The organism is Pseudomonas sp. GM80 (genome assembly GCF_000282515.1).
GTDB lineage: Bacteria > Pseudomonadota > Gammaproteobacteria > Pseudomonadales > Pseudomonadaceae > Aquipseudomonas.
Genome location: NZ_AKJD01000051.1, coordinates 23,563 through 49,740 on the forward strand (window position 1 = coordinate 23,563; position 26,178 = coordinate 49,740).

A 26,178-nucleotide genomic window follows, 5' to 3' on the forward strand; every position below is an offset into this window, starting at 1 on the left:
CCCCTCGCCACTATCAGTTAGTCAGCCAGTGCCGCCAGACCTTTTGCCCAGATCTGCCGGGTGCGCAAACCGACCATCGCGCGCCAGTCAGGATCGGCTGGATAAAACTGTTCGAGCAGATTCAGCTTGATCGCCCTCCCCGTTGCATCCAGTGGATCGCCGTGCAGATGCAGCCAATGGTCATCACGCAAATGCCGGTGCACGTCCGCGCCCGGATAGGTCCCGCACTCGATCACGAACGGCATCAACTGCACATCCGGTAAAGCATTGAGCAACGCTTGCGAGGTGTATCCGGTAGCCGTCGCTGCCACTCCGGTTTCGCTCAACGTGTCGGCGCCGGTGTGCAGGGTGTAGAGCCATTGGCCGTAAATTGCCTGAGCTTGCGCAAGTGCCGGGTAAGGTGCCTGTGTAATCGTCAGCAACATCGGATGACCGTATTCGCCGGCGCCGGTGTGCAGGTCGAAACACATCACGGTTTCAGCGCCAGCCAGGTGCGCCTCGATGATTTGATGCAACGTGCGATTCGACCAGCTCGGCGCGCGGCCACCGTAAAACAGTCCGTCGGGATGACTGTGCTGACCGCCCTCGACAATCGACATTACCGCTGGCCAGCCGTGTTCGTTGATTTGCGCATCGAGCATGGCATCCGCGAGTTGACGCTCGGCGCCGTTCAGTTCGGTGCAGGCGTAGATTTCATGCAGTGCGGCGTACGCGCGGTTGTCCGGCAGCGGCCCGGTGATATCCAGGTGATTGCGGTTGAGGTCGATGTTGTCTTCGTTGACCCGGCGCAGCCATGCGGTGCCCCATGGATTGATCAGATGCACCATGACCACCGCGACATCCTTGGGCAGGGAGCCAGGGACGAAATCTTTCAGCCAATCGATTTGGCAGTCGGAACCGTAATACCCCTCCACGCCGTGAGTACCGCTGAGCGCTACCAATCGGCGTTTGGCCTGTGGATCACCGAGCACAGCGACGTCGGTGCTCAACGGTTCGCCAAATGGCCCACAGCGCGGATGTGCGTAGGAGGTGAGCGTGGCGCCGGCGGCGTTGGCGGCGGCCAGGAACTGTTCGCGTTGATTGCGGTAACTGGAGTCGGTGGGGAACTCGCTGTGCATTCTTGGCCTCTTGTGATTTTTATGGTTTGACCTCTGTAGGCCTTCGCCTGCTCGCGATAGCGTCATCACATCCAACATCATTGCTGACTGACCCACCGCTTTCGCGAGCAGGCGAAGGCCTACAGGGGGACGTGTGCGGTCAGTCAATTGACGCTGACCCTAGCGAACATCCGCCCCGAAAAGAAAGACAAAAATGCCCACCGGTTTGCGTCGCGACCGAGCGGTCGATAAAGTCCCTCAGACTTTTAATCCACGGACGGAGAGCCCGCGTGTTTTCAGCCTTGCCCTTGAAGCGCTTTCGCCTGCCTGCCCTGACACTGATCATCAGCGCCCTGACCCTCACCGCCTGCAACGCCCCGCCCTCCTCGACTTTGCCACTCGCGCCAGAGGCGGCCTCGGGCTTTCGCACCGATCTGCAAACCCGTCACGCCAGCAAACACATGGCCGCTGCTGCCAATCCGCTGGCCGCTGAAGCAGGGCGCGAGATGTTGCGTCAGGGCGGTTCGGCGATTGATGCGGCGATTGCGATGCAAGCGGTGCTGACGCTGGTTGAGCCGCAATCCTCCGGCATCGGTGGCGGCGCGATGATCGTGTTGTGGGACGGTAAACAGGTGCGCACTTACGACGGGCGCGAAACCGCACCGGCCGGCGCTACCGAGAAGTTGTTCTTGCGCGCTGACGGCCAGCCCATGTCGTTCCCGCAGGCGCAGATCGGCGGTCGCTCAGTCGGTACGCCGGGTGTATTGCGTGCACTCGAGCTGGCGCATAAACAACACGGTCGCCTGCCTTGGGCGAAGCTGTTTGAACCGGCGATCAAACTGTCGGAGCAAGGCTTTGCGATTTCGCCGCGTTTGCACTCGCTGCTGGAATCAGACCCGGTGATCCGCCATTCGCCCGACATGGCCAAGTATTTCCTCAACGCTGATGGCAGCGTCAAAGCCGTCGGCACGCGCTTGCAGAATCCAGCGTTGGCCGCCGTGCTCAAACGCATCGCCAATGAAGGTGCCGATGCGTTGTACAAAGGCCCGATCGCTGAAGAAATCGTCGCCAAAGTGCAGGGCCATGCCAACCCCGGCAGCCTGTCGCTGAACGATCTTCAGCACTATCAAGCCAAAGAACGCGCGCCGCTGTGCACCGATTACAAACGCTGGCAGGTATGCGGCATGCCGCCACCGTCGTCGGGCGGCATCGCGGTGGCGCAGATTCTCGGCACCTTGCAGGCGCTGGAAACCCGCGATCCGCGCTTGTCACTCACCCCACTGAAACCGGTGAAAACTGACAAACCCGCCGGCATTGAACCCGCGCCACAAGCGGTGCACTTGATCGCCGAAGCTGAACGTTTGGCCTACGCCGACCGTGCGCAATACGTCGCCGATACTGACTTCGTTCCTGTACCAGTGAAAGGCCTGGTCGACCCGGGTTATCTGGCCAGCCGCGCCAGCCTGATCGGCGAGCGCAGCATGGGCACCGCTGAACCTGGCACACCGCCGGGTGTTCAGGTGGCCTACGCGCCCGACCGTTCGCCACTGCGTATCTCGACGTCACAAGTGGTCGCGGTGGATGACCTCGGCGGTGCCGTGTCGATGACCACCACCATCGAAGCGGCGTTCGGCTCGCACCTGATGGTTCAGGGTTTTCTGCTCAACAACCAGATGACCGACTTCTCCTTTATCCCTGAAGAGAACGGCCAAAAAGTCGCCAACCGCGTCGAACCCGGCAAACGCCCACGCTCGTCGATGGCTCCCACGCTTATCTTCGATCGCAACAGCGGCGAATTCCTCGCCAGCGTCGGCTCACCGGGCGGCTCGCAGATCATCGAATACGTGGCAAAAACCACCATCGGCCTGCTCGACTGGAACCTCGACCCGCAAAGCGCCATCAGCCTGCCCAACTTCGGCAGCCGCAACGGCCCGACCGAACTGGAGCAAGGCCAGTTCAGCCCGATGCTGATTCAGGCACTGAAAGACAAGGGACATGCCGTGAACGAAATCGACATGACCAGCGGCACTCAGGCCATCGTGCGCGTCAAGGATGCGCAGGGCAAAGCAACGCTTGAAGGTGGCGCGGATCCGCGGCGTGAAGGCGAAGCTTTGGGGGATTGAGGATTGTGGCGAGGGAGCTTGTTCCCGCTGGACTGCGCAGCAGGCCCTGCTCCTGGATTCAAGATTGGGGCCGCTTCGCGCCCCGGTGGGAGCAAGCTCCCTCGCCACAAGTTCTGTTCGTTCAGCCTGTTTTCGCTCAACGGCTCGCCACCAAGTGCGCGCCAAACAGCAAGTAGCAGCCACCCGCCAGTCGATCCAGCCACTTACGCGAGCGTTCGTAAATACTTGCCATCCGGCGGCTGGCGAAGAACAGCGCTACGCTGCAATACCAGCTGAATGACAGCGTGGCCATGGTCAGCACCGCCAGCGCCAGCAATAACGGCGGTATGTGTGCCGGCATTGCGGTAGCGAAGATGGTGGCGACGAACAATGCCGATTTTGGATTGGTCATGTTGCCGAGAAATCCTCGGGCATAAGCGCCGTGCAATGTTTGCTGCGACGCATCTAACGTACCCGGCGCGGTAGCGGCTTTGCGCTTGAATTGCTTGAGGCCGAGGTAGATCAGGTAGCAGCCACCCGCGATCTTGAAACTGAGGTACAGCGTCGGTGCGGCGCTGAACAACGACTGGATGCCCAGCCCGCCAGCCAAGCCCCACAGCACCGTGCCGCTGGCCACGCCAAGTGCGGCGACGACGCCATGGCGCCGCGAACGGCTGACGGCCAGTTGCGCGATATTGAAGAAGTTTGGCCCCGGCGTGATCACCGCGACTGTCCACAACAGCGCCAACGACAGCAGTGGAGCAAAGTAGCTCACAGTTGAGAGATCCATGGGGCATGTGCCTGATTGATTCGACAATGCCCCATACCTTGCAGCATCCCACAGCGTTTTGCCATGGGTTGAACACTGCTTTTAAACAGCAGGTTCGCCATCCGGCACGCGTATCAAAAGGTCGCCGGGTTGGCAGTTCAGGTATTCACAGATGGCGTCCAGAGTTGCCAGACGCAGGCCCTTGACCTTGCCCTGCTTGAGCAACGACAGATTGGCCTCGGTGATGCCGATGGCTGCGGCCAAATCCTTCGATTTGACTTTGCGCAAGGCGAGCATCACATCCAGCTGAATCACGATAGACATGGCGATCTCAAATAAAAGTACGGTTTTCGGAATCCACTTCGCTGGCTTGCGACAGGATGCGCGCAATGATCGAAATGCAGCCGGCCATGAACAGCGCGACGAAGGTGGAAGCCGTGACGCTCAAGGTCACCATTCGCTCGCCGACCGGTGCGTTTTGCGTAACCCACAGACTGAGCATTGGCTCGCAGAGAAAATCCAGCAGTACCCAAAGGGCCACGGCGCGCCCGACCTTGCCCAGATGACCGGCGGCTTCAGTGGAAAAATACTCACCCATGGCATAACACTGGAACAGACGACGCAGCGCTTTCAAACCAAAGGCCAGTGCGATCAGGGGAATACTCGACAGCACGATGGCGCCCAGGGTTTGCCACCACGGAAACACCGCAGCGGCGCTGGTCATGTCCGAGAGCTGGCGTTCGCTCAACGCGAACCCCAGGCCCAGACCGTCCTTGCTGCCCAGCGTCGGGAATAACCAGACTGCGGCGTTGAGTACCAGCATGAGAATGATCAGCAGCAGCGTGATCGTGGCCATGCGACGGCTGAATTGCGCGAGAGAAACGGAAGTCATGGGATGCCTCACAGAATGAATGTGAGACAAACCATAGACGATAAAATTATCGTAAAACAATAATTAATTACTGCAAAACGTTAATTTATATTTCACACAGATGGTTTCGCCTCCAGCACTTTGCCATCCAGCGCATCACCGATGGTGAGGAAATGCCCGCCCGCCACATGGTGCAGCGTGCGCAGTGAATCGTGGCCGTCGAAATGCCAGCGCCCTTCGCTGAATACGCGCGCATCGGCGTGAGCGGCAATCACTTCGGCGAGGAACAGATCGTACTGCTGATGGTTGTGCGGCTCCGGCAGCAGCCGGCATTCAAGCCAGGCAACACAGCCGTCGAGCAGCGGCGCGTCTACGAGATCTCCGGCAAAAGTTTGCAGGCCATACGCTTCGAACTTGTCGTGGCCCTGATTGCCAACCAGATCCAGACCGGAAGTGGTGCCGACGGTTTGCACGATATCGGCCTGTTGTGCGCACGGTACGTTGAGGACGAAAGTGCCCGATGCTTCGAGCAACTGCCGCGTCCAGGTCGCTTTATCGAGCACCACGGCAACTTTCGGCGGTTCGAAATCCAGCGGCATCGCCCAGGCGGCGGCCATGATATTACGCTGGCCGTCATGGGCGGCACTGACCAATACGGTCGGCCCGTGGTTGAGCAACCGGTAGGCTTTGTTGAGGGGAACCGGGCGGCGGTGGGAATCGCTCATGGGGATCTGCTCCGGGGAGAAAAGGAGCCGATTGTAGCGCCAGCATCGAAATATATGCTGGTGAAAAACCTGCAGGAGCGGCGGAACGCTGCGATCTTTTGATCTTGGACCTCAACATTAAGATCAAAAGATCGCAGCCTCGTTTTACTCGTCAGCTCCTACAGGGATTGGGTGGGGCTTCAGTGGGTGAGTTGGTTGGCGAACTGGCCGACGGCATTGACGACTTTCTGCGCGCCGTCCTGAATCTCGACGATCACCGTGCCCGCCTCTGCCGCCAGCGCCAGGCCTTGTTCAGCCTGGAGCTTGCCGTCGGTCATCAGCGCCACGGCGTTGCGAGCCATTTCCTGATTCTGTCGCACCACACCAACGATCTCGTCGGTCGCCTGGCTGGTACGTGAGGCCAGTTGGCGTACTTCATCGGCCACTACCGCGAAGCCACGGCCCTGCTCACCGGCCCGCGCGGCTTCGATGGCCGCGTTGAGCGCCAGCAGGTTGGTCTGCTCGGCAATCCCGCTGATGGTTTTGACGATGGTGCCGATCACCAGCGACTGCTCGTTCAGCGCTTCGATGCCTTCCCCGGCGGTTTGCATGTGCCTGGACAAATCGCGCATCACGTTCACCGCTTCGGTCACCACCGTGGTGCCACGCTGGGCGGTGCTGTCGGTTTGCTGCGAGGTGCTGTAGGCAATGTTGGCGGCTTCGGCCACGGCTTGTTCGCGGTTCACCTGATCGGTGATCACCGTGGCGAACTTCACCACTTTGTACAGTTTGTCGTTGGCATCGACCACTGGGTTGTAGGACGCTTCCAGCCAGACCGTACGACCATGACTGTCGACTCGCTTGAACCGTTCAGCCACGAATTCGCCATTGTTCAGACGTCGCCAGAAATTCTGGTAATCAACGCTGTTGTACTCCTCCGGCGTGCAAAACATGCGGTGATGTTTGCCCTTGATCTGCGCCAGGCTGTAGCCCATGCCGTTGAGAAAGCGGTCGTTGGCGTTTAGCACATTGCCATTGAGATCGAACTCGATTACTGCCGTGGAACGCACCAGCGCGCCGATCAGGTTTTCGTGTTCGCGAGACGCTTCGATGGTGCGGGTCAGGTCACTGGCAAAGATCGAGATGTGCTTGATCCGCCCATCCGAAGAGCGCACCGGCTGCACAATCGAGCGCAGCCACGCCTCTTCACCATTGCCGCGCATCAGGCGGATGGCGCCGGCGAAATGCTCGCCGCGGGTCAGGGCGTTCTTGAAGCGATGATGGAAATCGTCGGACTTCACATGCACCGGTACGATGTCTTCAATCGCCCGCCCGATGAGGTCGTGGCTCTTGTAGAGCATCTCGTTGAGGAAGTTCTGGTTGACTGACTGCACCCGGCCATCGGGCTCAAGGTTCAGCACCAGCATCTCGCTTTCCAGGCTTTCCTTCACTTGTACAAGGCTGGAGAGTTCTTCACGAAGAGCGGCCAGCTCTTGCTTCAGGCGTTTGTTGAACATGGCAAGGTACCGATGGGCAGGATAGAAAGCGGGATGCAGCCTAACCATCGGCCTTGGAAAGTTTTTCTGAAGCGCCCTTGCGACCCGTCAGTCAAAAATAATTCGACTGCGCACGATCAGGCCGGGCCCGCCACCTGACACTGTCCCGTACGCGGCATCCGCGCGCCGAAATACGCCGCAGCCAGAATGCCTACCACGCCCATCACCGCGCAGAAAATCACACAGATCCACGGGCTCCACGGCATCAGACCGATCAGCAACAACGGTGTGAAACTGGCCCAGGCGGCGTAAGCAATGTTGTAGGTGAAGGAAATGCCCGACACACGAATGCGCGCCGGGAACAAACCGACCATCACCGAAGGCACCGCGCCGACAACGCCACAGGCGAGACCGGCGATGGCGTAGGCGATGCCAATCCAGTCGCCGCCGCTGATCAGGCAGCCGTAGAGCACGCCAATGCCCAACGGTAGCAACAGGCTATAGAGCATGACCGTGCGCCAGGCGCCAATGCGGTCGACCAGCAGCCCGGCGAGCACGCAACCGATATTCAGAAAGACGATGCCCAAGGCGCTGAGGGCGAAGGTGTGGCTGGCGGACATGCCGAAGGTTTTCTGCATCATCGTCGGGGTGATGACCACAAACACCACCACCGCCGAGGTCAGCACGCAGGTCAGCAGCATGGCCGGCAACATCGCCAGCCGATGCTCACGCAGCACCGTGCGCAACGGCAGTTCGACGCGCGCCTCGCGTTGCGCTTCCATGGCCATGAACACCGGGGTTTCGCTCAGCCAGCGACGCAGGTAAACGCCAATCACGCCGAACACACCACCGAGCAGGAACGGATAACGCCAGGCGTAATCGAGGATTTCCGTCGGGGTGAAGACTTGTGCCAGGAACGTCGCGGTCAGCGCGCCGATCAGGTAACCGAAGGTCAGCCCGGCTTGCAGAAAGCCCAACGCATAACCGCGATGGCCGGTCGGCGCATGTTCGGCAACGAACACCCAAGCGCTCGGCACTTCACCGCCCACCGCCGCGCCTTGCAGGATGCGCAGCGCCAGCAACAGCAACGGCGCGAAATAGCCGATCTGCGCATACGTCGGCATGATCCCGATCAGCAGGCATGGCAGCGCCATCATCAGGATGCTCAGGCTGAAGACTTTCTTGCGCCCGAGTTTGTCGGCGAAATGCGCCATCAGAATCCCGCCCAGCGGCCGAGCCAGATAGCCGGTGACGAAGATGCCGAAGCTTTGCAGCAGACGCATCCACTCGGGCATTTCTGGCGGGAAGAACAGTTGGCTGAGGGTCAGGGCGAAGAATACGAAAATGATGAAATCGTAGATCTCCAGCGCCCCGCCAAGGGCCGCAAGGCCGAGGGTCTTGTAGTCGGAGCGGCTGAACGGCGCGGGTTTGGCCGTGGATTGGGCAGTCATGGCAAAGAACTCTGGATCAGGCAAAAAACCAAGGCGCCCATGGTCTACGCAAACGGGCGGATGGACAACCCGTTAGACCATAGTCCCGGTTTTGCAAAACCTGCTCACAAAGCGTCGGCAGTTGAATTACTGTTGAGACATGGCGACCCCCACGGTCAAACCCCTGTAGGAGTGAGCCTGCTCGCGATGGCGCCAGATCAGTCAATTCACATGTTGAATGAACGGACGCTATCGCGAGCAGGCTCGCTCCTACACAGGTAATGGCTGTTTCGTCCGCAACACCACAATAACCATAAAAATCCGAGGTATTCCTGTGGCCGTTGATATCGAAGATAGCCGCTCTGCACGCTTTGCCCTGCGTTGTTCGAGTTTTGCCGAACGCTGGTTTCCCGATTCCTGGGTGTTCGCCGCGTTGGCCGTCATCATCGTTGCGCTGGCGACGCTGGCGATGGGCGCCAAGCCCACCGATGCCGCCATGGCCTTCGGTGACGGTTTCTGGAGCCTGATCCCGTTCACCATGCAGATGGCCTTCGTGGTGATTGGCGGCTACGTCGTCGCCAGTTCGCCGCCCGCTGTAAAACTGATCGACCGTCTGGCGCGAATCCCCAAGAACGGCCGCTCCGCCGTGGCCTGGGTCGCACTGATCTCGATGGTCGCCTCGTTGCTCAACTGGGGCCTGTCGCTGGTGTTCGGCGGTTTGCTGGTGCGCGCCCTCGCCCGCCGCACCGATCTGAAAATGGATTACCGCGCCGCCGGTGCCGCAGCGTATCTGGGCCTCGGCGCAGTATGGGCGTTGGGCCTGTCCTCGTCGGCGGCACAGTTGCAGGCCAACCCCGGCAGCCTGCCGCCATCGATCCTGTCGATCACCGGGGTGATTCCGTTCACCGAAACCATTTTCCTCTGGCAGTCCGGGGTCATGCTGCTGGCGCTGATTGTGATCTCGATCATCATCGCCTACGCCACCGCGCCCGGCCCGAACTCTGCGCGGGACGCCAAGGCCTGCGGCATCGACCCGGCCTTCAACCTGCCGCCGCTGCAACCACGCACCCGTCCGGGTGAATGGCTGGAACACAGCCCGCTGCTGATCATCGTGCTGGTGCTGCTGGCGGCGGGATGGCTGTTCCACGAGTTTTCGACCAAACCGGCGATCACCGCGATCTCCGGGCTGAACACCTACAACTTTCTGTTCATCATGCTCGGCGCCCTGCTGCACTGGCGTCCGCGCAGCTTCCTCGATGCCGTGGCCCGTGCGGTGCCGACCACCACCGGCGTATTGATCCAGTTCCCGTTGTACGGCTCGATCGCCGCGCTGATGACCACGGTCAAAGGCACCGATGCGCAAACCCTGGCGCATCACATCTCGACGTTCTTCGTCAGCATCGCCTCGCACGACACCTATGCGCTGCTGATGGGCGTGTATTCGGCGATTCTCGGCTTCTTCATTCCGTCGGGCGGCGGCAAGTGGATCATCGAAGCGCCGTACGTGATGCAGGTCGCCAACGATCTGCAATACCACCTCGGCTGGGCGGTGCAGATCTACAACGCGGCGGAAGCCCTGCCGAACTTGATCAACCCGTTCTACATGCTGCCGCTGCTCGGGGTGCTTGGGTTGAAGGCGCGGGATCTGATCGGCTTCTCGTTCGTGCAGTTGCTGGTGCACACGCCACTGGTGCTGCTGTTGCTGTGGGCGCTGGGGACGACATTGGCGTATACGCCGCCGGTGATGCCGTAGTTTGAGTTGATTGCACCTGCTTCAGGGCGGGTGCAATCAATCTGACGCGGTGGGTAAGGAGGCTAGTAATTCAGGCAAAGCGCTATGAACCGTTTCCCACACTACAGCCAGGTTGATATCGAAGTAACCGTGAGCAATCCGGTTACGCATTCCGCGCATATTGCGCCAGGGAATCATTGGATGCTGCGCCACGAAATCCGGAAAGCGGTCCATTATTTTGGTCGCGGCCTCGCCAATGATGATCAGACTCATGATGACCGCTTGCTGAGTTCGCTTATCGTCAACGAACTCTTCCTTGCTCAGGCCTTACACAAAGATCAACGCATCGCTCGACGCCTGGCGCATGTGCTCAAGGTAATCGCTGAGGCGGTTTTCGGTCATACGGGACGGGCCTGATCAAGAACCTTCTGGCGAAATTTCAGCGGGAGGTCTCCTGGAGTCAGCAAATCAACAGTGACACCCAGCAGGTCCTCCAACTCAACTTGAAGCCCACCTAGATCGAACAGGGTAGTGCCGGGCAAGGGATCTACCAACAAATCAAGATCGCTTCCTTCCATGTCCGTACCTAACAACGCGGAACCAAACACCCGAGGATTGGCCACGCGAAAACGGCCTATAACCTCGCGAACGGCTGATCGCTGCAAATCAAGAGCAGTGGAAGGTTTCATGGTTCACCCATGCCAGATTCAATGTAGCGCCAGTCTAGCAGTGCTTGAGAGCTGCAAACACCGCGCCTTTTGTAACCCAACCGTCACACACCCTTGCTAGCGTCCGCCCGAAACATACTGAAACATTTAAGCAAAAACGGGCTGAGACATGATCGACGAAACAGACGGCACCGACGCACCTTCCCCTGAATCCGACAATCCCACCGATACCAGTCGCCGCCGCTTCCTCGGGGGTGTCGCGGTGCTCGGCGTCGGCGCGACGCTGGCGGCCTGTGGCAACACCGGCGAACAGCCCGGCAAACCGGCCGAACATCCGTTAACCCCGACCGAGCTGGACAAGGCCCTGCGCGAGCAGGTGAAAACCGTAGTTGTGATCTACGCCGAGAACCGCAGTTTCAATAACCTGTTCGGTAATTTCCCCGGTGTCGAAAAGCCGCTGGCGGCGCTCAATCCCGCCGACTATCAGCAACGTGATCGCGACGGCTCATTGCTGCAAACCTTGCCGCCCGTCTGGGGCGGCACCTTGCAGCTCGGCCCGCAAACCCTCGATGGCGTGACCTACCCCAGCGCCACACAGTTTCAGGAAAACCTGCCCAACGCGCCGTTCGCCCTTAAAGGCCCGAGCGGCGAGGATCTGCCGTTCGGCCTGGTGACGCGCGATCTGTGGCACGTGTTCTACCAGAACCAGATGCAGATCAATGGCGGCAAGAACGACAGCTTCGTCGCCTGGGCGGACTCCGGCGGTTTGACCATGGGCCATTACGCCCAGAGTCGCTATTCATTGCGCCTGTGGGATGTCGCCAGGGAATTCGTGCTGTGTGACAACTTCTTCCAGGGCGCTTTCGGCGGTTCGTTCCTCAATCACCAGTACTTGATCAGCGCCACCGCGCCGTTCTATCCGGACGCGGCCAATTCGGTGGCCAAGTCGCAGATCGCTGCCTTGCACAGCGACGATCCGAAAGATTCGCGCCTGAAACCGCTGGAACAGTCCCCAGCCAGCGCCATGACCGGCCCGCCGCAGTTCGGCCCGAGTGCATTGACCCCGGATGGTTTTGGCGTCAACACGCTCGCCCCGCCCTACTGGCCGACGTGGATTCGCGACCCGCAACGCCCGGCGTATGCCAAGCCCGATCTGCCCAATGTCATGGTGCCGCAGACTCACGAGCACATCGGCGACAAGCTGTCGAAGAAGAATGTCGATTGGGCGTGGTACGCCGGTGCGTGGCAAGCGACGCTGGAGCAGTTCAAGGATTCCGGCGGCATCCCGAAAATCCCCAACTTTCAGTATCACCATCAGCCATTCAACTACTTCAAACAGCAAGGCCCGGAAAACCCCGCCGAGCGTGACAAACGCCTGCGCGATGCCGGTCTGGGTGACGAGTCAACCAGCAACAAGTTCTTCGCCGATGCCGAGGCCGGCAAGCTGCCGGCGGTGAGTTTCTATAAGCCTCAGGGCAACCTGAACATGCACGCCGGTTACGCCGACGTTGCCTCGGGGGATCGCCATATCGTCCGCGCATTGAAGGTTTTGCGTGAAAGCCCGCAGTGGAAAAACATGGTGGTGATCGTCACGGTCGACGAAAACGGCGGCTGGTGGGATCACGTCGCGCCGCCCATAGGCGATCGCTGGGGGCCGGGGTCACGGGTGCCGGCGTTGGTGGTGTCGCCGTTTGCCCGCAAAGGTACGGTGGATCACACGGTGTACGACACCGCATCGATCCTGCGTCTGATCACCCGGGTGTTCCAACTGGAAACGCTCGACGGTCTCAAGCAGCGCGATGAAGCGATGATCGCTCGTGGCCAGAAACCCATGGGCGATCTGACCAACGCCCTGCAGCTCCGGGCCTGAGCAAAGGGTCCTGCGAGGTGGCGCAAAAAACTGCGCATGACCGCTTTTCTGCGCCACGCGGCTGATCCACTATGAGCCGCCCCCGACCGACGGGAACCACGCTGAAAAGGATCTGAGCATGTTCAAACTCGCAGGACTGACCCTCGCCGCGCTGACGTTGAGCGCGGCCGCCCACGCCGATGTCGACTTGAAGCTGGGCAGCACCGAGCGCGTCACGCGCCTCTTCGCCTATCCCAACAATTGCAACGTGATCTGCTTTCGCAACTGGTCGCTGGAGCAGACCGTCGCCCACTACCTGAGCCAAAGCGTGCAGCGCGACGGCTACACCGACGCCAGGGTTCTGGTGAAAAACGATAACGGCCAGCTCTACGCTGAAATCAGTGGCGTGCCGCAGGGCTATGACAAGCCGCTGTCCGCGCTGCTCGACGCCGGCGACCTGGCTTATACCGGCGCCAGCAAACTCAACGCCGACGGCAAGTGGGCGTACAGCTGGTACCTGTTCCTGCCGCTGGGCATGGCATTGGAAAATCGCAAAAGTATTGAGTTGCTGCACTTCCCGCCGGATTACTCACTGACTCAGGCGCAGGATTATTTACGGTCCAACACCACGGATCGCTGGGCAGCGCTGCTCACTTTCAACGGCATTCCCGCCGAGCAGACGCCAGCCTTCCAGACCATCATCGACATCGCCCCGATCGCGGCGCCGTCCAGTGCGGGCAAGGATCTCGAAGGTGTTTATGACTACTTCAAGGACTATCAGACCACGCTGGTCCAACAGTTCAGCCAGAACGCCGCCGGCACAACCCTGCCGATGGTCGCATTCGGTGCGCCGGTGCGTAACTGGATCAAGCAGCAATACGGGCCGACCGTGAATGTCCTGGGCCTGGCGACCATCAGCCCGAGCGCAGGCGTGAAAGTGCCGGTATTGGGCTCCAACCACCCGAGCTACATCTGGTACGCCGCTGACCCGGCGAGCTACGACGGCGACACGGCCAAGGCGGATGCGGCCGGCCTCAAGGTCATGGGTCAGGACTTGAGCGCCGCCTGTTGGCAGGCCGACATGGGCACCAGACCGGCAAGCAATGCGCAGACCACGCTCAACAATTGCACGCAGACCTGGCAAGTGACGCAGAAAGGCAAAACCTGCGAACTGTTCTACACCTCGATCCGTAACCTAAGCCAGCCAGAGGCCGCCGCCAAATGCGCCTCGACGCCAATCAAGGCGCAACTCAAGCAATTGCAGGCGCCACTGCCGCAAGCCGCGGTTGCAGCACCGCATCTGTAACCGATGACGGGATTCCCGTGTCAGCCAGAGCTGACGCGGGATGCGTCTATCGCGCCTGTCAGATCTGACAGTAGACCCGTCTCGGCACATACACGACGATTGGTTCCACAGAACGTGTTGCAGGACTGACAGGACGTCAGCCTTCGGGAGTCGCAACACCCGAACAACAAGGAACGTTATGAACAGCCATGCCTTTCAAGCCAGTCAGGCGAGGGATGCAAAAGGGATTTATCCGTTCGCCGGACTGCCTGTTCGCCTGGGTTTCCCCTCCTGCCTTGATTTCGAAATCGTTCACCCGGACGCGGGCAATGGCGCAGCAGTGGTGGCCCGGCGGGATTTTCTGCGTATCAGTCGGATGTGCCGGGTGTCCGGGCAATTGCTGCCCTATCGGTGTCGGCAAACCCGCCAGTTGCAGATCGGCATTCACATTTACGACCCGCGTTTTTGCGGCCTGCTGGAGCACTCCTGCGACCCCAACGTCTTTCTCGACATGAGCGAGTTATGGCTGTGGGCGCTGAAAGATATCCACAGCGGCGAGCGCCTGACCATGGATTACGCCGCCACCGAAGACAAACTCCTGCAGCAGTTCGCCTGCACGTGCGGAGCGTCGCTCTGTCGCGGGTGGATCACCGGCTACGACGATCCACCCTCCCTTGAAGGTCAGCACTTTCTACAGCGTTGGCGACATTCGAGCGGGCGCTGACGCGGTTTTACGGCGCGCCGACCGGACGCAAACGATATTGCGGCGGCAACTGCTCGAAACCACTGATGGTGGTGTTGAGACTTTTCCAGCGACCGTCCTTGATGCCATAGATGCACCCGTGGATCGACAGGCTCTGCCCGCGATGCCAGGCGTTCTGGATGATGCTGGTGTGGGCGACGTTGGCCACTTGCTGGACCACGTTGAGTTCGCAGAGCCGATCGACCTGCTCTTCTTCGGTCGGCAACTTGGCCAGTTCTTCGCGTTTTTCGTAGTACAGATCGCGGATCGACCGCAGCCAGCCGTCGATCAGGCCGAACTGACGGTCCTGCATCGAGGCGCGCACACCGCCGCAGCCGTAGTGGCCGGTGACAAGGATGTGTTTGACCTTGAGCACATCGACCGCGTACTGAATCACCGACAGGCAATTGAGGTCGGTGTGCAGCACCACGTTGGCAACGTTACGGTGAACGAACAGGTCGCCGGGCAACATGCCAACGATTTCGTTGGCCGGCACACGTGCGTCGGAACAGCCGATCCACAGGTATTCCGGCGTTTGCTGGCGCGCCAGCTTGGCGAAAAAATCCGGGTCTTCCTTGGTGATCGCGTCAGCCCAACGCTCGTTGTTATCAATCAGGTCTTGTAAGTCGTGCATGCTGTAAGGCCTCAAGAAAGATGCGCTGGTATGACAGTCGACCGCCCGTCGGGGTCACGCCGCCATCGCAAGTGATTTCATGGGAATTCTCGTGTGCCTGGTGAGTCCACCTTAGTAAGGCCCACAGTATGAGGATTTGCCATGACTGATTCACGACGCCCTTACGATGCGGTGCAACCGGAGCCCATCGATGATAACGAAGACCGCATGGGTTCGGTGCATGAGCTGGATTTCGATGAAGACGAGCCGAGCGCGAAGATTGGTGATGAGATTCCAGAACGTGAACGCGAGCAGTTGATGCCCAGTGAGCGCGTGCGTGAGGCGGGCATGACCGGGGCTTCGGTCAGCGATCATGAGCCAACGGACGATGACATGAGCCCGGAAACCCTGATTCATGAAGACGGTGCGCGGGATGCCGAAGAGGCCGGTGAAGGTAATCCGGCAGATTGGGACTTGAGCCTGGTCGATGAAGACGACATCGGCGGTGGTAACGGGCTGGATGAAGCGGAGCTGGCGCGGCGCGATCCGCTGGACGGTAACCGCTAACAGACGCGCCTTCCTGTAGGAGCTGCCGAAGGCTGCGATCTTTTGATCTTTTTTTGCATGACCCGGAACAAGATCAAAAGATCGCAGCCTGCGGCAGCTCCTACAGGGGGATGTTGTATCCGCAGAATGAGTCAGGGGATCAGTCGACCAGGGTGCAGGCCATGACCACAGCGTCTTCGCGCCCGCCCACCGCCGGATAATAATCCCGGCGCCGGCCGATTTCGTTGAAACCATAGCGCTCGTACAAGCGGAACGCCGAGCGATTGCTGTCGCGCACTTCGAGAAAGCACTCCCGAGCTTGCGCCGCATACGCCCGCGACATCAGATGCTCGAGCAACGTCAGCCCCAAGCCTCGCCCCTGATTCTCCGGTTTAACCGTGATATTGAGCAGGTGCGCCTCATCCAGAATGATCTGCACCACGCCATGCCCGACCTGTTGCTGCCCTTCGAACATCAGCCAGATCTGGTATTTGCCCAAGCCGTCGAGAAAAATGCCCCGAGTCCATGGATGGCTGTAAGCGGCGAATTCAATCTTCAGCACAGCGTCCAGATCCGCCTCGATCATCGGGCGGAAGGTTACAGCGTCACTCATTCGATTCTTTCCAGCGCGCCATCAGCCGACGCATGGCTTGCCACACAGCGGCCTTGCGCTGTGGCTCTTCCATTAACAACTCCAGACCGGGAATGGCCCAGGCCGAGCCCAGACCTTCGATCTGCAATTCACGATTGAATGCTTCAGCGTCCGCTTCACCGGCAAAACGCACTGCCGGCAGGCCGATCAGCCACAGGCAGGCGCACGGTGCGGCTTCCATTTGTACCGAAAGGAAGCCCTGGACGAAGTCGCGCGCCGCCTCCGGGCCCTGATCCATGGTGCCGCGATTGAGCCACGGCCAACGCACTGGCTCGCCGACGATTTGCGGTGCATCCGGCAGACCGGCGGCGCGCAGCATGTCTTTGAGCAGCAGATAAGCCGGGTCGCGGCTCTGGAACGGTTCGCCTGTGGGTAACTCGACCAACAGCAGGCAGCGCCCGGCACGGAGCAATTGCAGAGCGAAACGCGGTGGCGGCACCGGCGCGGGTTTGGCCACCACGGGGGTGTCGTCGGCCGCTTCTACCGGTTTGGCGTTGGTTCGGGTGCTGGCCAGCGAAGGGCGTGGCACTTCGATTTTCGGCCGTTCGCTCGGACGCGCAGCAGCCTGCGCGGGCGCTTCAGCCTGAGGCGCGGGCATCACCTGCGCCTCTACCTCGGGCTCGGGCATGTCCAGCAGCTCGGGCCGCGACGGCGCGGCGAAAGGCAATTCGGTGCGCGGCAGCCAGTTGACCACCTGCATGGCGTTCAAATAGGCGCGGCGGCGGGACTCGATTAGCAAGGGTCGGCCACTTGTGGATAACTGAAGTGGGCTGATTCTACCGCCCTTCGCTCAAGATCGCCCGTTGTTGATCGATAGACTTGATCAACGTCTTCCACAGGGAGAAACGCGACAGTCCGTCCCGAGAGTGAATCGCCTCCTTCATGATGCAGTACAATCGCCGCTTTTCATTGCCAACCAGCCGGGCATTCCGATGATCGAACCCAAGCGCGTCTTGCGCGCCCTCGCTGAACACTGGGCGCTTCTGGAGCCTTTGTGCGAGCATTTCGACCAAGGCACATTGAGCCTCAACGAACTGCGCGCGCAACTGGCCGCCCAACAACTGGACAGCACGCCACAGGACATCACCAGCCTGCTCGACGTGTGGATTCGCCTCGATATTCTGATTCCGGTGGCGAAAAGCCCGAACCGTTTCGAGCTGAACGCGCAGATTCACGACTTCCTCGCGTACTTGCGCCGTGAACACCGCTTGGGCCTATGCCTGGAAATCGAAGCGTATCTGCGCCACCTCGAGCGTCTGGCTGGTTACATCCAGGACGCCTTCGACATCCGCGACGGCCACGACCTCGCGCGCCAATTGCGTTTGCTCGACATGCGCGTGCGTGACGTGCTGAAGAAACTCGACAACGACGAACAGGCGCTGGTGGCGGTGGCCGAACGCGCCAAGACCAGTGACCGGCAGATTCCGCTGCGTCAGCGTTACGCCGAAGTGCTGGCGACGTGGGACGAATACGTCGAGCCGATGATCGATCTGGTGAACGCCGACGGTGCCTTCGAACAAGGCGTGCGCAAGGTCGAAACCGTGTTGCTGAAGATGCTCAGCGAGCAACAGCGCCTCGGTCACTTGGTTGATGACGACATGTTGTTGCGCACCCACGCGCGCATCCTCGAAATGCAGACCAGCGCTCAGTTGACGTTGCGTCACGCCCGCGAACTGCTGCTGCCGCTGCGTGAAGAAGCGCGCCGGCACAACGCCGTGACCCGTGGTGCCGCGCTCGCTCTGGCAGCGATTCGCCGCAAAGGCATCGACGCTGTGCCCCAAGCGGCGATGCCGCTGTTCACCCGCCCGCAAAGCACCTTCCTCGGCAGCGCCAGTCAGGTCGAAGCCTACGTGTATGCGTTGGCGCGTTTCGAGCCGAAACCGGCGCGTTTCCCGAAAGCGCACAAGACCCAGAAAGGCGAAGCCCCCCGCGCGCCACGCACCGTGCGCGAGATGGTCGACCGTTGCGAAGAAGCCCTCCCGATGCCGGATCTGATGACCTGGCTGCTCGAGCAAGAACCGGACGGCGCCACCGACGAATTGCTCTACTGGTTCTCGCGCCTGTCGCGGGAAAAACGCTTCAAGCGCGAGCGTCTGGAACGCCGCGAATACCACACTCACGAGCACCAGGTCAGCCTGCGCTCCTTCGCCCTGCTCTCGGCCAGCGACAGCGCCGCCGAGGATTCTGCGAGCGCCCTCTCTGCAGGTACTTCAAATGCAACTTGATCTTTCCGAACTGTCGCAACTCGCGCCGATCTTCCGCGAGCTGTTCAAGGGTTACCACGTCAGTCGCCGTGATCCGGAGCTGTACGCGCAGCTGTCGAACTTCCAGGATCAGTACCGCACGCTGTTCAAGGCGTTGGGTTTTGAACTGGTCTGCGACACCCGTGGTTTCTACTACTTCGTACCGGACATGGCCGCAGCAGCGGTGAACAAGACGGCCCAGCGTCTGGCGCTGTTCACCTTCATCCTCGTCGAGCACCTGGCCGATCAGGGCCGCGACCCGATCGCCGTGCTCGATGGCGGCAGCCTCGGCCGTGAAGAACTGCCATCGTTGCTGGAGAAGTACCGCGACCTGTTCATTCAGGCCGAAGTGCAGACCGTTGAAGAACTCGAAGAAAAGATCATGCGCCGCATGACTCAACTGGGTTTCGCCGGCGAAGAAAACGGTGTGTATCGCTTCCTGCCGCCGATGCACCGTTTCCTCGACGTGTGCCTGTCGGTGCAGCAAGACCGCGATCTGGCAGCCAGCGTACACAGCGTTCTGCCGCTGCCAGCCCCGGTGCTGATCGACGAAGCGGCGGAAGCCAAATTCCTCGAAACCGACGATCCGCTCGATCTCAGCGAATTCGATGAAGAGAGCGAAGAAGACGCACTGGCCCGCGCCATTGCCGAAGAACAGGAGTCCGACGCATGAGCCAGGAACGCTACGGCATCCGCCGCTTTGCCCTTTTGAACACCGCCGGTTACAGCCTCGGCCTGTTTCCGCTGGAAGAACCGTTGTCGGTTTACGGCGCGAACAACCTCGGTAAATCGGCGTCGATCAACGCCTTGCAGTTCCCGATTCTGGCGCGCATGTCGGACATGAGTTTCGGCAAGTACAGCCTCGAACAATCGCGGCGCTTTTACTTCGCTTCCGACACCAGTTACATCCTTGTCGAAGTGAACCTGCCGCACGGCCCGCACGTGATCGGCGTGGTCGGGCGCGGCCCGGGCGGTGGTTTCGGTCACCAGTTCTTCGCCTACGCCGGCAAGCTCGATCTGGCGCATTACCAGAAGAACGACACCTGCCTGCGCCAGAAAGAGCTGTTCAGCAACCTTGAGAAAGAAGGCCTGAAAGCCTACGAACTCAAGCCGGATGAACTGCGTCGTTTGCTGGTGGGCGGTCACACGTCTATTCCTTTGGATCTGACCCTGATCCCGCTGCGCTCCACCAGCGAGCAGAGCCTGAAGACCTTCCGCGCACTGTTCATCAACCTGCTGCACATGCGCGAAATCACTGCGGCCAAGCTCAAGCAGTTGTTCCTTGATGCCTTCGAACACAGCCTGCGTTCGGGCAGCGTCGACTACATCGCCGCGTGCGAAGAAGCCTTCCGCGACGTGCGTCGTATGGAACAGGACTACAACTCGCTGGTCGCTGCCGGCCCGCTGGTTGAAGCCTTGGCCAACGGCGTGAAACAGCGCGACGTGCTGCGCGGCAAACTGCATCGGCTGTCGCCGCTGCTCGATTCGTTGCTCGGCACCTGGTCGGACTACGCCAGTGCGCGCAAGGAAGAGCTGACCATTCAGGCCGACCACTACCGTGGCGAGCAGGACAGTCTGCAAAACGATCAGCGCGGTGGCACCCAGGAACTGATGCGTCTGGAGCGGGAAATTTCCGGCATCCAGCGTTGGCTCGGCGAATTGTCGGTGTTGAAGAATCGCTTCGCCTTGGTCGATGACGTCAAAGTGCTGGAGCAACAGTTGCTCGCGGCCAAAGACGCGCACGACGAACTGGCCGGTGCCTTGGCGCAATCGCGTCAGTTCAGTGCCGAAGATCTCGAAGAGCGTCTGCGCGATCTGGAAAAACGCCTGAAGTCGGTGAAGCTGCAACTCGATCACGCCGACAACAACAGCTATGCGCGTCTGCGCGAAGAGTTCTCGCAACAGGACGTCGAGCGCCTGATGCGCCTGTTCAACAGCGCACTGTTCAGCCTGCCGCTGGGCGAACACGGCATCACCCTCGACGACGATGGCGAGTGGGTCAAATCGGTCGAGCTGATCCTTGATGGCTTCAAGGGCGAGCGTTTCGAAGTGCCGGGCCTGTCCATCGACATCTCCAATATCGAACCGCCGGCCCTGCAAGCGCTGGCCGACCGTGCCGCGTTGCGCGATCAGAAAGAGCGTCTGGAAAAAGAACTCAAGCAACTGAAAACCCAACAGGCCGTTGCTGCCGACCGCGCCGCGAGCAAGACCCAGACCGAAGCGCTGTACCAGCAAGTGCTGGACGCGCAGAAAGCCTTGGAAGATTTCCGCCGTACGCAGACTTTGAGCGCTGAAGAAAGCGACAAGCTCGAGCAACTGGCGCAGATGGAAGGCGCACAGGACGAACTCAAGCGTTCCAGCGATGCCTTCACCGAACGCGTCCAGCAACTGTCGGCCAAGCTGCAACTGGTCGGCCGGCAGATCGCCGACATGGAAGCCAAGCAACGCACGCTCGACGATGCGCTGCGCCGTCGTCAGCTGTTGCCGGCGGATCTGCCGTTCGGTACGCCGTTCATGGATCCGGTCGACGATTCGATGGACAACCTGCTGCCGCTTCTCAACGACTATCAGGACAGCTGGCAAGGTCTGCTGCGCGCTGACGGTCAGATCGAAGCGCTGTACGCGCAAGTGCGTCTCAAGGGCGTGGCCAAGTTCGACAGCGAAGACGACATGGAGCGCCGTCTGTCGCTGCTGATCAACGCTTACGCGCACCGTACCGATGAAGCGCTGACGCTGGGCAAGGCCCGTCGTGCAGCGGTCACCGACATCGCCCGCACCTTGCGCAACATCCGTAGCGACTACGACAGCCTCGAGCACCAACTGGCGCTGTTCAACCGCGAGATCAACAAGCGTCAGGTCTCCAACCTGCAGAGCTTCCGCATCGTTCTCGCGCCGAACAAGGAAGCGCTCAAGCACATCGATCAGATCATCCACAGCGCCGGTCAGTACGAAGAAGGCGAAACCCTGTCGGTGTTCGACCTCAGCCAAAGCGCCGAGCAGGACAACAAGAACGAAGAGGCCAAGGAATATCTGGCGCGGTTGGTGGCGGCAAACCACAACCAGCTCGGTCTCAAGGATCTGTTTGAGCTGGCGTTCGAGATTACCAAGGTCAACGGCCAGCCGGTGATTCACACCGACATCGACGGCGCGGCGTCCAACGGTACGACCATGACCATCAAGGCGCTGACCAACATGTACTTGTTGCTGCACTTGATGGATCGCGATCTGGCCGGCCGCGTGCGTCTGCCGTACTACCTCGACGAGGCGGCGGATATCGATGAGAAGAACCAGGCCGCACTGCTGGAAACCAGCCTGCAACTGGGCTTCGTACCGATTCTGGCGAGTGTGAAGCCGCAGGTCTGCGCCAGTGTCGCGATCGACCTTGAAGGCGGCAGCGGCCCGGCGGGTATCTACATTGATGAGGCGGACTGGAAGTACATCCGTCGCCATGATGTGGTGAAGGCGACGGTGAATGTTGAAGCGGATGAGCCGGCGCTGGATGCGGTTTGATCGGCGTTAACTGAAGGCAAAAAAAGGGCCGCGATCTGATGGGATCGCGGCCCTTTTTTATGGCTTGGGATTAGTGCTGATTTTACGGGCCCTATTGCGAGCAGGCTCACTCCTACAGTTGGAATTCGCTCCCCTGTAGGAGTGAGCCTGCTCGCGATGGCGCCACTTCAAACACCGCAGGATTTACTTACCGAGTGAAATCTTCGGCGCCCACGTCAGCCACTCATCCTCAAACTTGTCGAACAACGGGAAAGTCTGCTCAGCCCGCGCCGGGTTGCCCATGCGCTCACCCTCCGGCGTAGCAAAAGCAATCCCGCCCTGAATCGCCGTCTCCAGCGATTCGGTTCGCACTGTCAGCCCGTTGAATAACCCGATATCAAACCCAACACCGCTGGTGTTCCAGAACCGGCTGCCACTGCGCACCAGTGGCGCGTATTTCGGCTCGATCAGAATGTGCACTAACACCCGATCTGCGGTCTGGCCCAATTCATAACCGGTCACCTTACCCACGGTGATTTCACGGTAAGTCACCGGCACACCCGGCTTCAGCGAACCACGACGGGCAGCGCTCAGTACCAGACTCAACCCTGCTTCCTGCTTGGTCACTTCCGGCGCATTGGCCAGCGCGACAAAGTTCTTCTGTGGGCCAAGATTCTTCGCCGCCGGTTGCACTTCGATGTACTTGCCGGTCACCAGGGTTTCCAGATTCTCGGTCTTGATCAGGCCGAGCTCAGGCTTGACCACCCAGAACTGACTACCAACTCGCGCGATCTTTTCTGGCACTTCAGTGATGCGCGCGGTGAGGATGACCGACTGCAGGTCATCAGTCAGATCGACGCTTTCAATCTTGCCGACGTCCAGCCCTTTAAAGCGAACCGGCGTGCCACTGCTGAGGCCGTCGGCGCGATCGACTTTGATCGTCACTACGCTGCCTTTTTTACTGGCATCGTCATGATTGGCGAACAGACGGAAACGCGGGATGCGCTTCTGCAGCGGCGCCTTGGCTTGCGGCGTTTCGAAGGCGATACCGCCGGCCATCAGGGTTTGCAGCGACTCACTTTTAACTTGAATCCCGCCAGTCAGACCACCAGTGAGGGTGACACCGCTGACGTTCCAGAAACGCGTCGAGGCGTTGACCAGGTTTTCGTATTCCTTCTCGATGTGCACGCCAACGATGATCTGCTTGCGCGTCTTGGAGAACTGATAACTCTGAACCGAACCGACCTTGACCTGCTTGTACAGGATCGGACTGCCGACATCGATCGAGCCAAGGGTATCGGTGAACAACACCAGGTGCAGGCCCGGCGAGCGCAGATCCAGTGGCGGCGCTTTCGGCCGTGCTTCAAACTCGCGTTTCGGTGCAGCGCCTTTGTCACCCGGGCGTACGGCGATGTAGTTACCCTTCACCAGAGCTTCCAGCCCAGTGATACCCGCCAGGGAAATCGACGGTTTGACCACCCAGAACTGCGTGCCGTCGACCAGATAATCTTCGGCCAAAGGATCAAGCGTCAGTTCGGCGGTGGCGCTGTTCAGATCCGGATCGACCTTCAAAGCTTTCAGGTTGCCGACCTGAATGCCTTTGTACATCACCGGCGTGCGGCCAGCCTGCAGGCCTTCGAAGTCGCTGAGTTTGACCTTTACGCGAATCCCGGCAGCAGCGGCGTCGAAATCCTCGTAGAGACGGAACGGCAGGCTTGGATCGGTCGGTGGACTGTCCTTGCGGTTTTCCGGTGTGGCGAAGGCGATACCACCAGCGACAATACTGGCGAGCGACTCGCTGCGCACTTTTACCCCGGACAGGTTAGCGTCGATGCTGATGCCGCTGGCGTTCCAGAAACGCGTGTGTTTGCGCACCAGTTTGGCGTAGGTCGGTTCGATGAAGACTTTCAGTTCAACGGTGCTTTGGTCTTCCGAGAGCAGGTAACTTTTGACCTGGCCGACCTTGATCTGTTTGTAGAACACCGGGCTGCCGCGGCTCAGTGAACCGAGTCGATCAGCCTTGATGGTCAGGTGCAGGCCAGGCTTGGCGTCGGACAGCGGCGGCTCTTCGGAAAGCGCCTTGAACTTGCGAGTCGGCTCGCCTTCACCAGGACTGATGGCGACGTAGTTACCCGAAACCAGGGTTTCCAGTCCGGTGATACCGGCCAGAGTCACGCTCGGTTTGACCAGCCAGAAGCGCGTGCTGGTCTTAAGATATTGCTCGACGTCCTTGTTCATCTCCACGGTGGCGATCACGCCTTTGGAGTTGCCCTCGTCATCGAGCTTGAGCGTCTTGACCTTGCCGACCGACATGCCTTTGTACATGACTTCGGTCTTGTTGGCCTGGATGCCTTCGCCACTCTCGAAGCGGACCTGGATCTCGATACCGGTTTCGGAATAGGCACGCCAGCCGAGCCAGCCACCGATGATCAGCGCGATCAGAGGCAGTACCCAAATGGCAGACCAGTTCGAGGCCGGTCGGGTTTTCGCTACGGGCAAATCAGTCATGGTCGTCGTCCGACTCCGTGTTATCCCAAATCAGTCGGGGATCGAAAGTTACTGCGGCGAGCATCGTCAGAATCACCACACTGGCGAAGGCGATGGCGCCAAGATTGGCTTCGACACTGGCTAGCCGGCCGAAGTTGACGACCGCCACGAGAATGGCGATCACAAAAATATCGAGCATCGACCAGCGACCGATGAACTCGATGAAGCGGTACATCCAGATGCGCTGACGCGCCGACAACGGCTGGCGTCGTTGCACCGAAAACAGCAACAGCGCGATGCCGACCAGTTTGAAGGTCGGCACCAGAATACTGGCGATAAAGACTACCGCGGCAATCGGAATCATGCCGTGCTGCACCAACTGGATCACCCCGGACATGATGGTGCTCGGATCACCCTGCCCCAAAGAACTGACAGTCATGATCGGCAGAACATTGGCCGGAATATAGATGATCGCGGCCGTGATCAGCAGCGCCCAGGTGCGGGTCAGGCTGTTCGGCCGGCGAGCGTGAACCAAGGCACCGCAGCGGGTACAGGTTTGCTCGTCGGTGTCCGCTTCCCGCCTGTTTAACTCATGACATTCGGTACAGACCAGAATGCCCGCATCAATCGCCCGCATGCGCGTCTTCTCCTGATAACGCCTGCCAGATCTGATGCGGTGACATCACCACTTCCAACCAGACCTGTACCAACAACAGTCCGATAAAACACGCCAGCCCGAGGCCTACAGTAATCGCCGCCATGTCCGCCAGTTTGACGATCGCCACCAGTACGCCCATGAGGTAAACCTCGAGCATTCCCCAGTCTTTGAGGTGGTGGTAAATGCGATAGAGCAGCAGACCGTAGCTACGGCCGAAGTTGAAACGAATCGTCAGTAAAACGAACAGCTGACACAGCAACTTGAGCAGCGGTATGGCCATGCTGCACAGGAATACGACAATCGAAACGCCCTGCATGTCGGTGTTGAACAGGCCGAGAACGCCACTCCAGACCGTATCCTGCGAAGACTGTCCGAGGATATTGAGCTGCATGATGGGCAAAAAGTTTGCCGGGATGTACAACAATAACGCTGCAATCACCAAGGCAAGGCTGCGCTGCACCACGTTATGACGGTGAGCGTACAGTTCGTAACCGCAGCGTGGGCAGAGGGCTTTCTCGCCGTGGGCAAGCGTTGGCTTGCGCATCAGCAGGTCGCACTCGTGACAGGCCACCAAGTCTTCCAGCGGTAAATCTGACAGCCCGGGGGCGTCAACCGACTCTGACATAAAGGCTCTGGCTCCGAATAAGGTGGGGCTATTCTAGTGTTCTGGTTTGAAAATAACTGTGCAAATTTGTTCGCTGATCGCAGTTGAAAAACTTTTCTTGCGGGCAAAACAAAACCCCAA

The 26,178-nt window shown here is 59.9% G+C and carries 24 protein-coding genes and 1 pseudogene; 9 read left to right on the forward strand and 16 right to left on the reverse strand.

Annotation, left to right across the window (positions count from 1 at the left end):
• Positions 1-17 precede the first annotated feature (17 nt).
• A complete protein-coding gene (locus tag PMI37_RS07425; RefSeq protein WP_008079572.1) occupies positions 18-1,118 on the reverse strand; it encodes a DUF2817 domain-containing protein in 1,101 nt (366 codons plus the stop codon).
• Between the two features lie 269 nt (positions 1,119-1,387).
• On the opposite strand from PMI37_RS07425, the gene ggt reads away from it, so the two are divergent.
• Positions 1,388-3,220, forward strand: a complete 1,833-nt coding sequence (gene ggt / locus PMI37_RS07430) for a gamma-glutamyltransferase (RefSeq protein WP_008079573.1) — start codon at positions 1,388-1,390, stop codon at positions 3,218-3,220.
• A gap of 136 nt (positions 3,221-3,356) precedes the next feature.
• On the opposite strand, the gene PMI37_RS07435 is transcribed toward ggt, so the two are convergent.
• The 7 genes and pseudogenes from PMI37_RS07435 to PMI37_RS07460 all read right to left on the reverse strand — a co-directional run bounded on the left by PMI37_RS07435 (position 3,357) and on the right by PMI37_RS07460 (position 8,490).
• The gene (locus PMI37_RS07435; protein ID WP_008079574.1) at positions 3,357-3,989 is read right to left on the reverse strand and encodes a LysE family translocator; all 633 of its coding nucleotides are present in this window, start codon (positions 3,987-3,989) and stop codon (positions 3,357-3,359) included.
• 81 nt (positions 3,990-4,070) lie between these two features.
• Positions 4,071-4,292, reverse strand: a complete 222-nt coding sequence (locus PMI37_RS07440) for a helix-turn-helix domain-containing protein (RefSeq protein ID WP_008079575.1) — start codon at positions 4,290-4,292, stop codon at positions 4,071-4,073.
• Positions 4,293-4,299: 7 nt separating this feature from the next.
• A complete protein-coding gene (locus PMI37_RS07445; protein ID WP_008079576.1) occupies positions 4,300-4,860 on the reverse strand; it encodes a DUF2975 domain-containing protein in 561 nt (186 codons plus the stop codon).
• Positions 4,861-4,952: 92 nt separating this feature from the next.
• Positions 4,953-5,564 (reverse strand): flavin reductase family protein, encoded by a 612-nt coding sequence (locus PMI37_RS07450; protein WP_008079577.1) that lies wholly within the window; start codon positions 5,562-5,564, stop codon positions 4,953-4,955.
• Positions 5,565-5,743: 179 nt separating this feature from the next.
• On the reverse strand, positions 5,744-6,304 hold the full coding sequence (locus tag PMI37_RS32440; protein WP_443216813.1) for a methyl-accepting chemotaxis protein: 561 nt from the start codon (positions 6,302-6,304) through the stop codon (positions 5,744-5,746).
• Positions 6,284-7,108 (reverse strand): annotated as a pseudogene (locus PMI37_RS32445) (PAS domain-containing protein); the annotation flags it as partial. The gene PMI37_RS32440 and the pseudogene PMI37_RS32445, both read right to left, overlap by 21 nt.
• Before the next feature lie 68 nt (positions 7,109-7,176).
• Positions 7,177-8,490, reverse strand: a complete 1,314-nt coding sequence (locus tag PMI37_RS07460; protein WP_008079579.1) for an MFS transporter — start codon at positions 8,488-8,490, stop codon at positions 7,177-7,179.
• 313 nt (positions 8,491-8,803) lie between these two features.
• Between PMI37_RS07460 and PMI37_RS07465 the strand changes: the two genes are divergently transcribed.
• Entirely contained in the window at positions 8,804-10,222 is a 1,419-nt protein-coding gene (locus PMI37_RS07465; RefSeq protein ID WP_008079580.1) for a short-chain fatty acid transporter, read from the forward strand.
• Positions 10,223-10,258: 36 nt separating this feature from the next.
• Here the strand turns inward: PMI37_RS07465 and PMI37_RS31185 are convergent, their stop codons facing one another.
• Both PMI37_RS31185 and PMI37_RS07475 read right to left on the reverse strand, forming a co-directional pair.
• Positions 10,259-10,474: a HepT-like ribonuclease domain-containing protein gene (locus PMI37_RS31185; protein ID WP_443216812.1), complete on the reverse strand. Its 216-nt coding sequence runs from the start codon at positions 10,472-10,474 to the stop codon at positions 10,259-10,261.
• Between the two features lie 125 nt (positions 10,475-10,599).
• The gene (locus tag PMI37_RS07475; protein WP_045123053.1) at positions 10,600-10,890 is read right to left on the reverse strand and encodes a nucleotidyltransferase family protein; all 291 of its coding nucleotides are present in this window, start codon (positions 10,888-10,890) and stop codon (positions 10,600-10,602) included.
• Positions 10,891-11,038: 148 nt separating this feature from the next.
• Here PMI37_RS07475 and PMI37_RS07480 point away from each other — a divergent pair, with 148 nt between their 5' ends.
• The 3 genes from PMI37_RS07480 to PMI37_RS07490 all read left to right on the forward strand — a co-directional run bounded on the left by PMI37_RS07480 (position 11,039) and on the right by PMI37_RS07490 (position 14,727).
• Positions 11,039-12,739, forward strand: a complete 1,701-nt coding sequence (locus PMI37_RS07480; protein ID WP_008079583.1) for an acid phosphatase — start codon at positions 11,039-11,041, stop codon at positions 12,737-12,739.
• Between the two features lie 118 nt (positions 12,740-12,857).
• Complete coding sequence (locus PMI37_RS07485) at positions 12,858-14,024, forward strand: hypothetical protein (protein ID WP_008079584.1); 1,167 nt, start codon at positions 12,858-12,860, stop codon at positions 14,022-14,024.
• 178 nt (positions 14,025-14,202) lie between these two features.
• Positions 14,203-14,727 (forward strand): SET domain-containing protein-lysine N-methyltransferase, encoded by a 525-nt coding sequence (locus PMI37_RS07490; protein ID WP_008079585.1) that lies wholly within the window; start codon positions 14,203-14,205, stop codon positions 14,725-14,727.
• Between the two features lie 7 nt (positions 14,728-14,734).
• Here the strand turns inward: PMI37_RS07490 and can are convergent, their stop codons facing one another.
• The gene (gene can / locus PMI37_RS07495) at positions 14,735-15,379 is read right to left on the reverse strand and encodes a carbonate dehydratase (RefSeq protein WP_008079586.1); all 645 of its coding nucleotides are present in this window, start codon (positions 15,377-15,379) and stop codon (positions 14,735-14,737) included.
• A gap of 141 nt (positions 15,380-15,520) precedes the next feature.
• Here can and PMI37_RS07500 point away from each other — a divergent pair, with 141 nt between their 5' ends.
• Positions 15,521-15,925, forward strand: a complete 405-nt coding sequence (locus tag PMI37_RS07500; RefSeq protein ID WP_008079587.1) for a hypothetical protein — start codon at positions 15,521-15,523, stop codon at positions 15,923-15,925.
• Between the two features lie 139 nt (positions 15,926-16,064).
• Here PMI37_RS07500 and rimI read toward each other — a convergent pair whose 3' ends face one another.
• The gene (gene rimI / locus PMI37_RS07505) at positions 16,065-16,517 is read right to left on the reverse strand and encodes a ribosomal protein S18-alanine N-acetyltransferase (RefSeq protein ID WP_008079588.1); all 453 of its coding nucleotides are present in this window, start codon (positions 16,515-16,517) and stop codon (positions 16,065-16,067) included.
• Entirely contained in the window at positions 16,510-17,256 is a 747-nt protein-coding gene (locus PMI37_RS07510) for a hypothetical protein (protein WP_008079589.1), read from the reverse strand. Before PMI37_RS07510 ends, rimI begins: the two co-directional genes overlap by 8 nt.
• Positions 17,257-17,488: 232 nt before the next feature.
• On the opposite strand from PMI37_RS07510, the gene mksB reads away from it, so the two are divergent.
• Genes mksB through mksF form a run of 3 tightly spaced genes read left to right on the forward strand, consistent with a single transcriptional unit; the run spans position 17,489 to position 22,309 of the window.
• Positions 17,489-18,781 carry an Mks condensin complex protein MksB gene (gene mksB / locus PMI37_RS07515; protein WP_008079590.1) on the forward strand — a complete coding sequence of 431 codons (1,293 nt, stop codon included), beginning with the start codon at positions 17,489-17,491 and terminating at the stop codon, positions 18,779-18,781.
• Positions 18,771-19,472, forward strand: coding sequence for an Mks condensin complex protein MksE (gene mksE, locus PMI37_RS07520; protein ID WP_008079591.1), 702 nt, complete (start codon positions 18,771-18,773; stop codon positions 19,470-19,472). Before mksB ends, mksE begins: the two co-directional genes overlap by 11 nt.
• A complete protein-coding gene (gene mksF / locus PMI37_RS07525) occupies positions 19,469-22,309 on the forward strand; it encodes an Mks condensin complex protein MksF (RefSeq protein WP_008079592.1) in 2,841 nt (946 codons plus the stop codon). The genes mksE and mksF overlap by 4 nt, the downstream gene beginning before the upstream one ends.
• 183 nt (positions 22,310-22,492) lie before the next feature.
• Here mksF and PMI37_RS07530 read toward each other — a convergent pair whose 3' ends face one another.
• From PMI37_RS07530 to PMI37_RS07540, 3 genes are read right to left on the reverse strand one after another with little or no spacing between them, the layout of a single operon-like run.
• Positions 22,493-24,796 carry a PqiB family protein gene (locus PMI37_RS07530; RefSeq protein WP_008079593.1) on the reverse strand — a complete coding sequence of 768 codons (2,304 nt, stop codon included), beginning with the start codon at positions 24,794-24,796 and terminating at the stop codon, positions 22,493-22,495.
• Entirely contained in the window at positions 24,789-25,412 is a 624-nt protein-coding gene (locus tag PMI37_RS07535) for a paraquat-inducible protein A (RefSeq protein ID WP_008079595.1), read from the reverse strand. Before PMI37_RS07535 ends, PMI37_RS07530 begins: the two co-directional genes overlap by 8 nt.
• Entirely contained in the window at positions 25,399-26,058 is a 660-nt protein-coding gene (locus tag PMI37_RS07540; protein WP_008079596.1) for a paraquat-inducible protein A, read from the reverse strand. Before PMI37_RS07540 ends, PMI37_RS07535 begins: the two co-directional genes overlap by 14 nt.
• Positions 26,059-26,178: the final 120 nt, after the last annotated feature.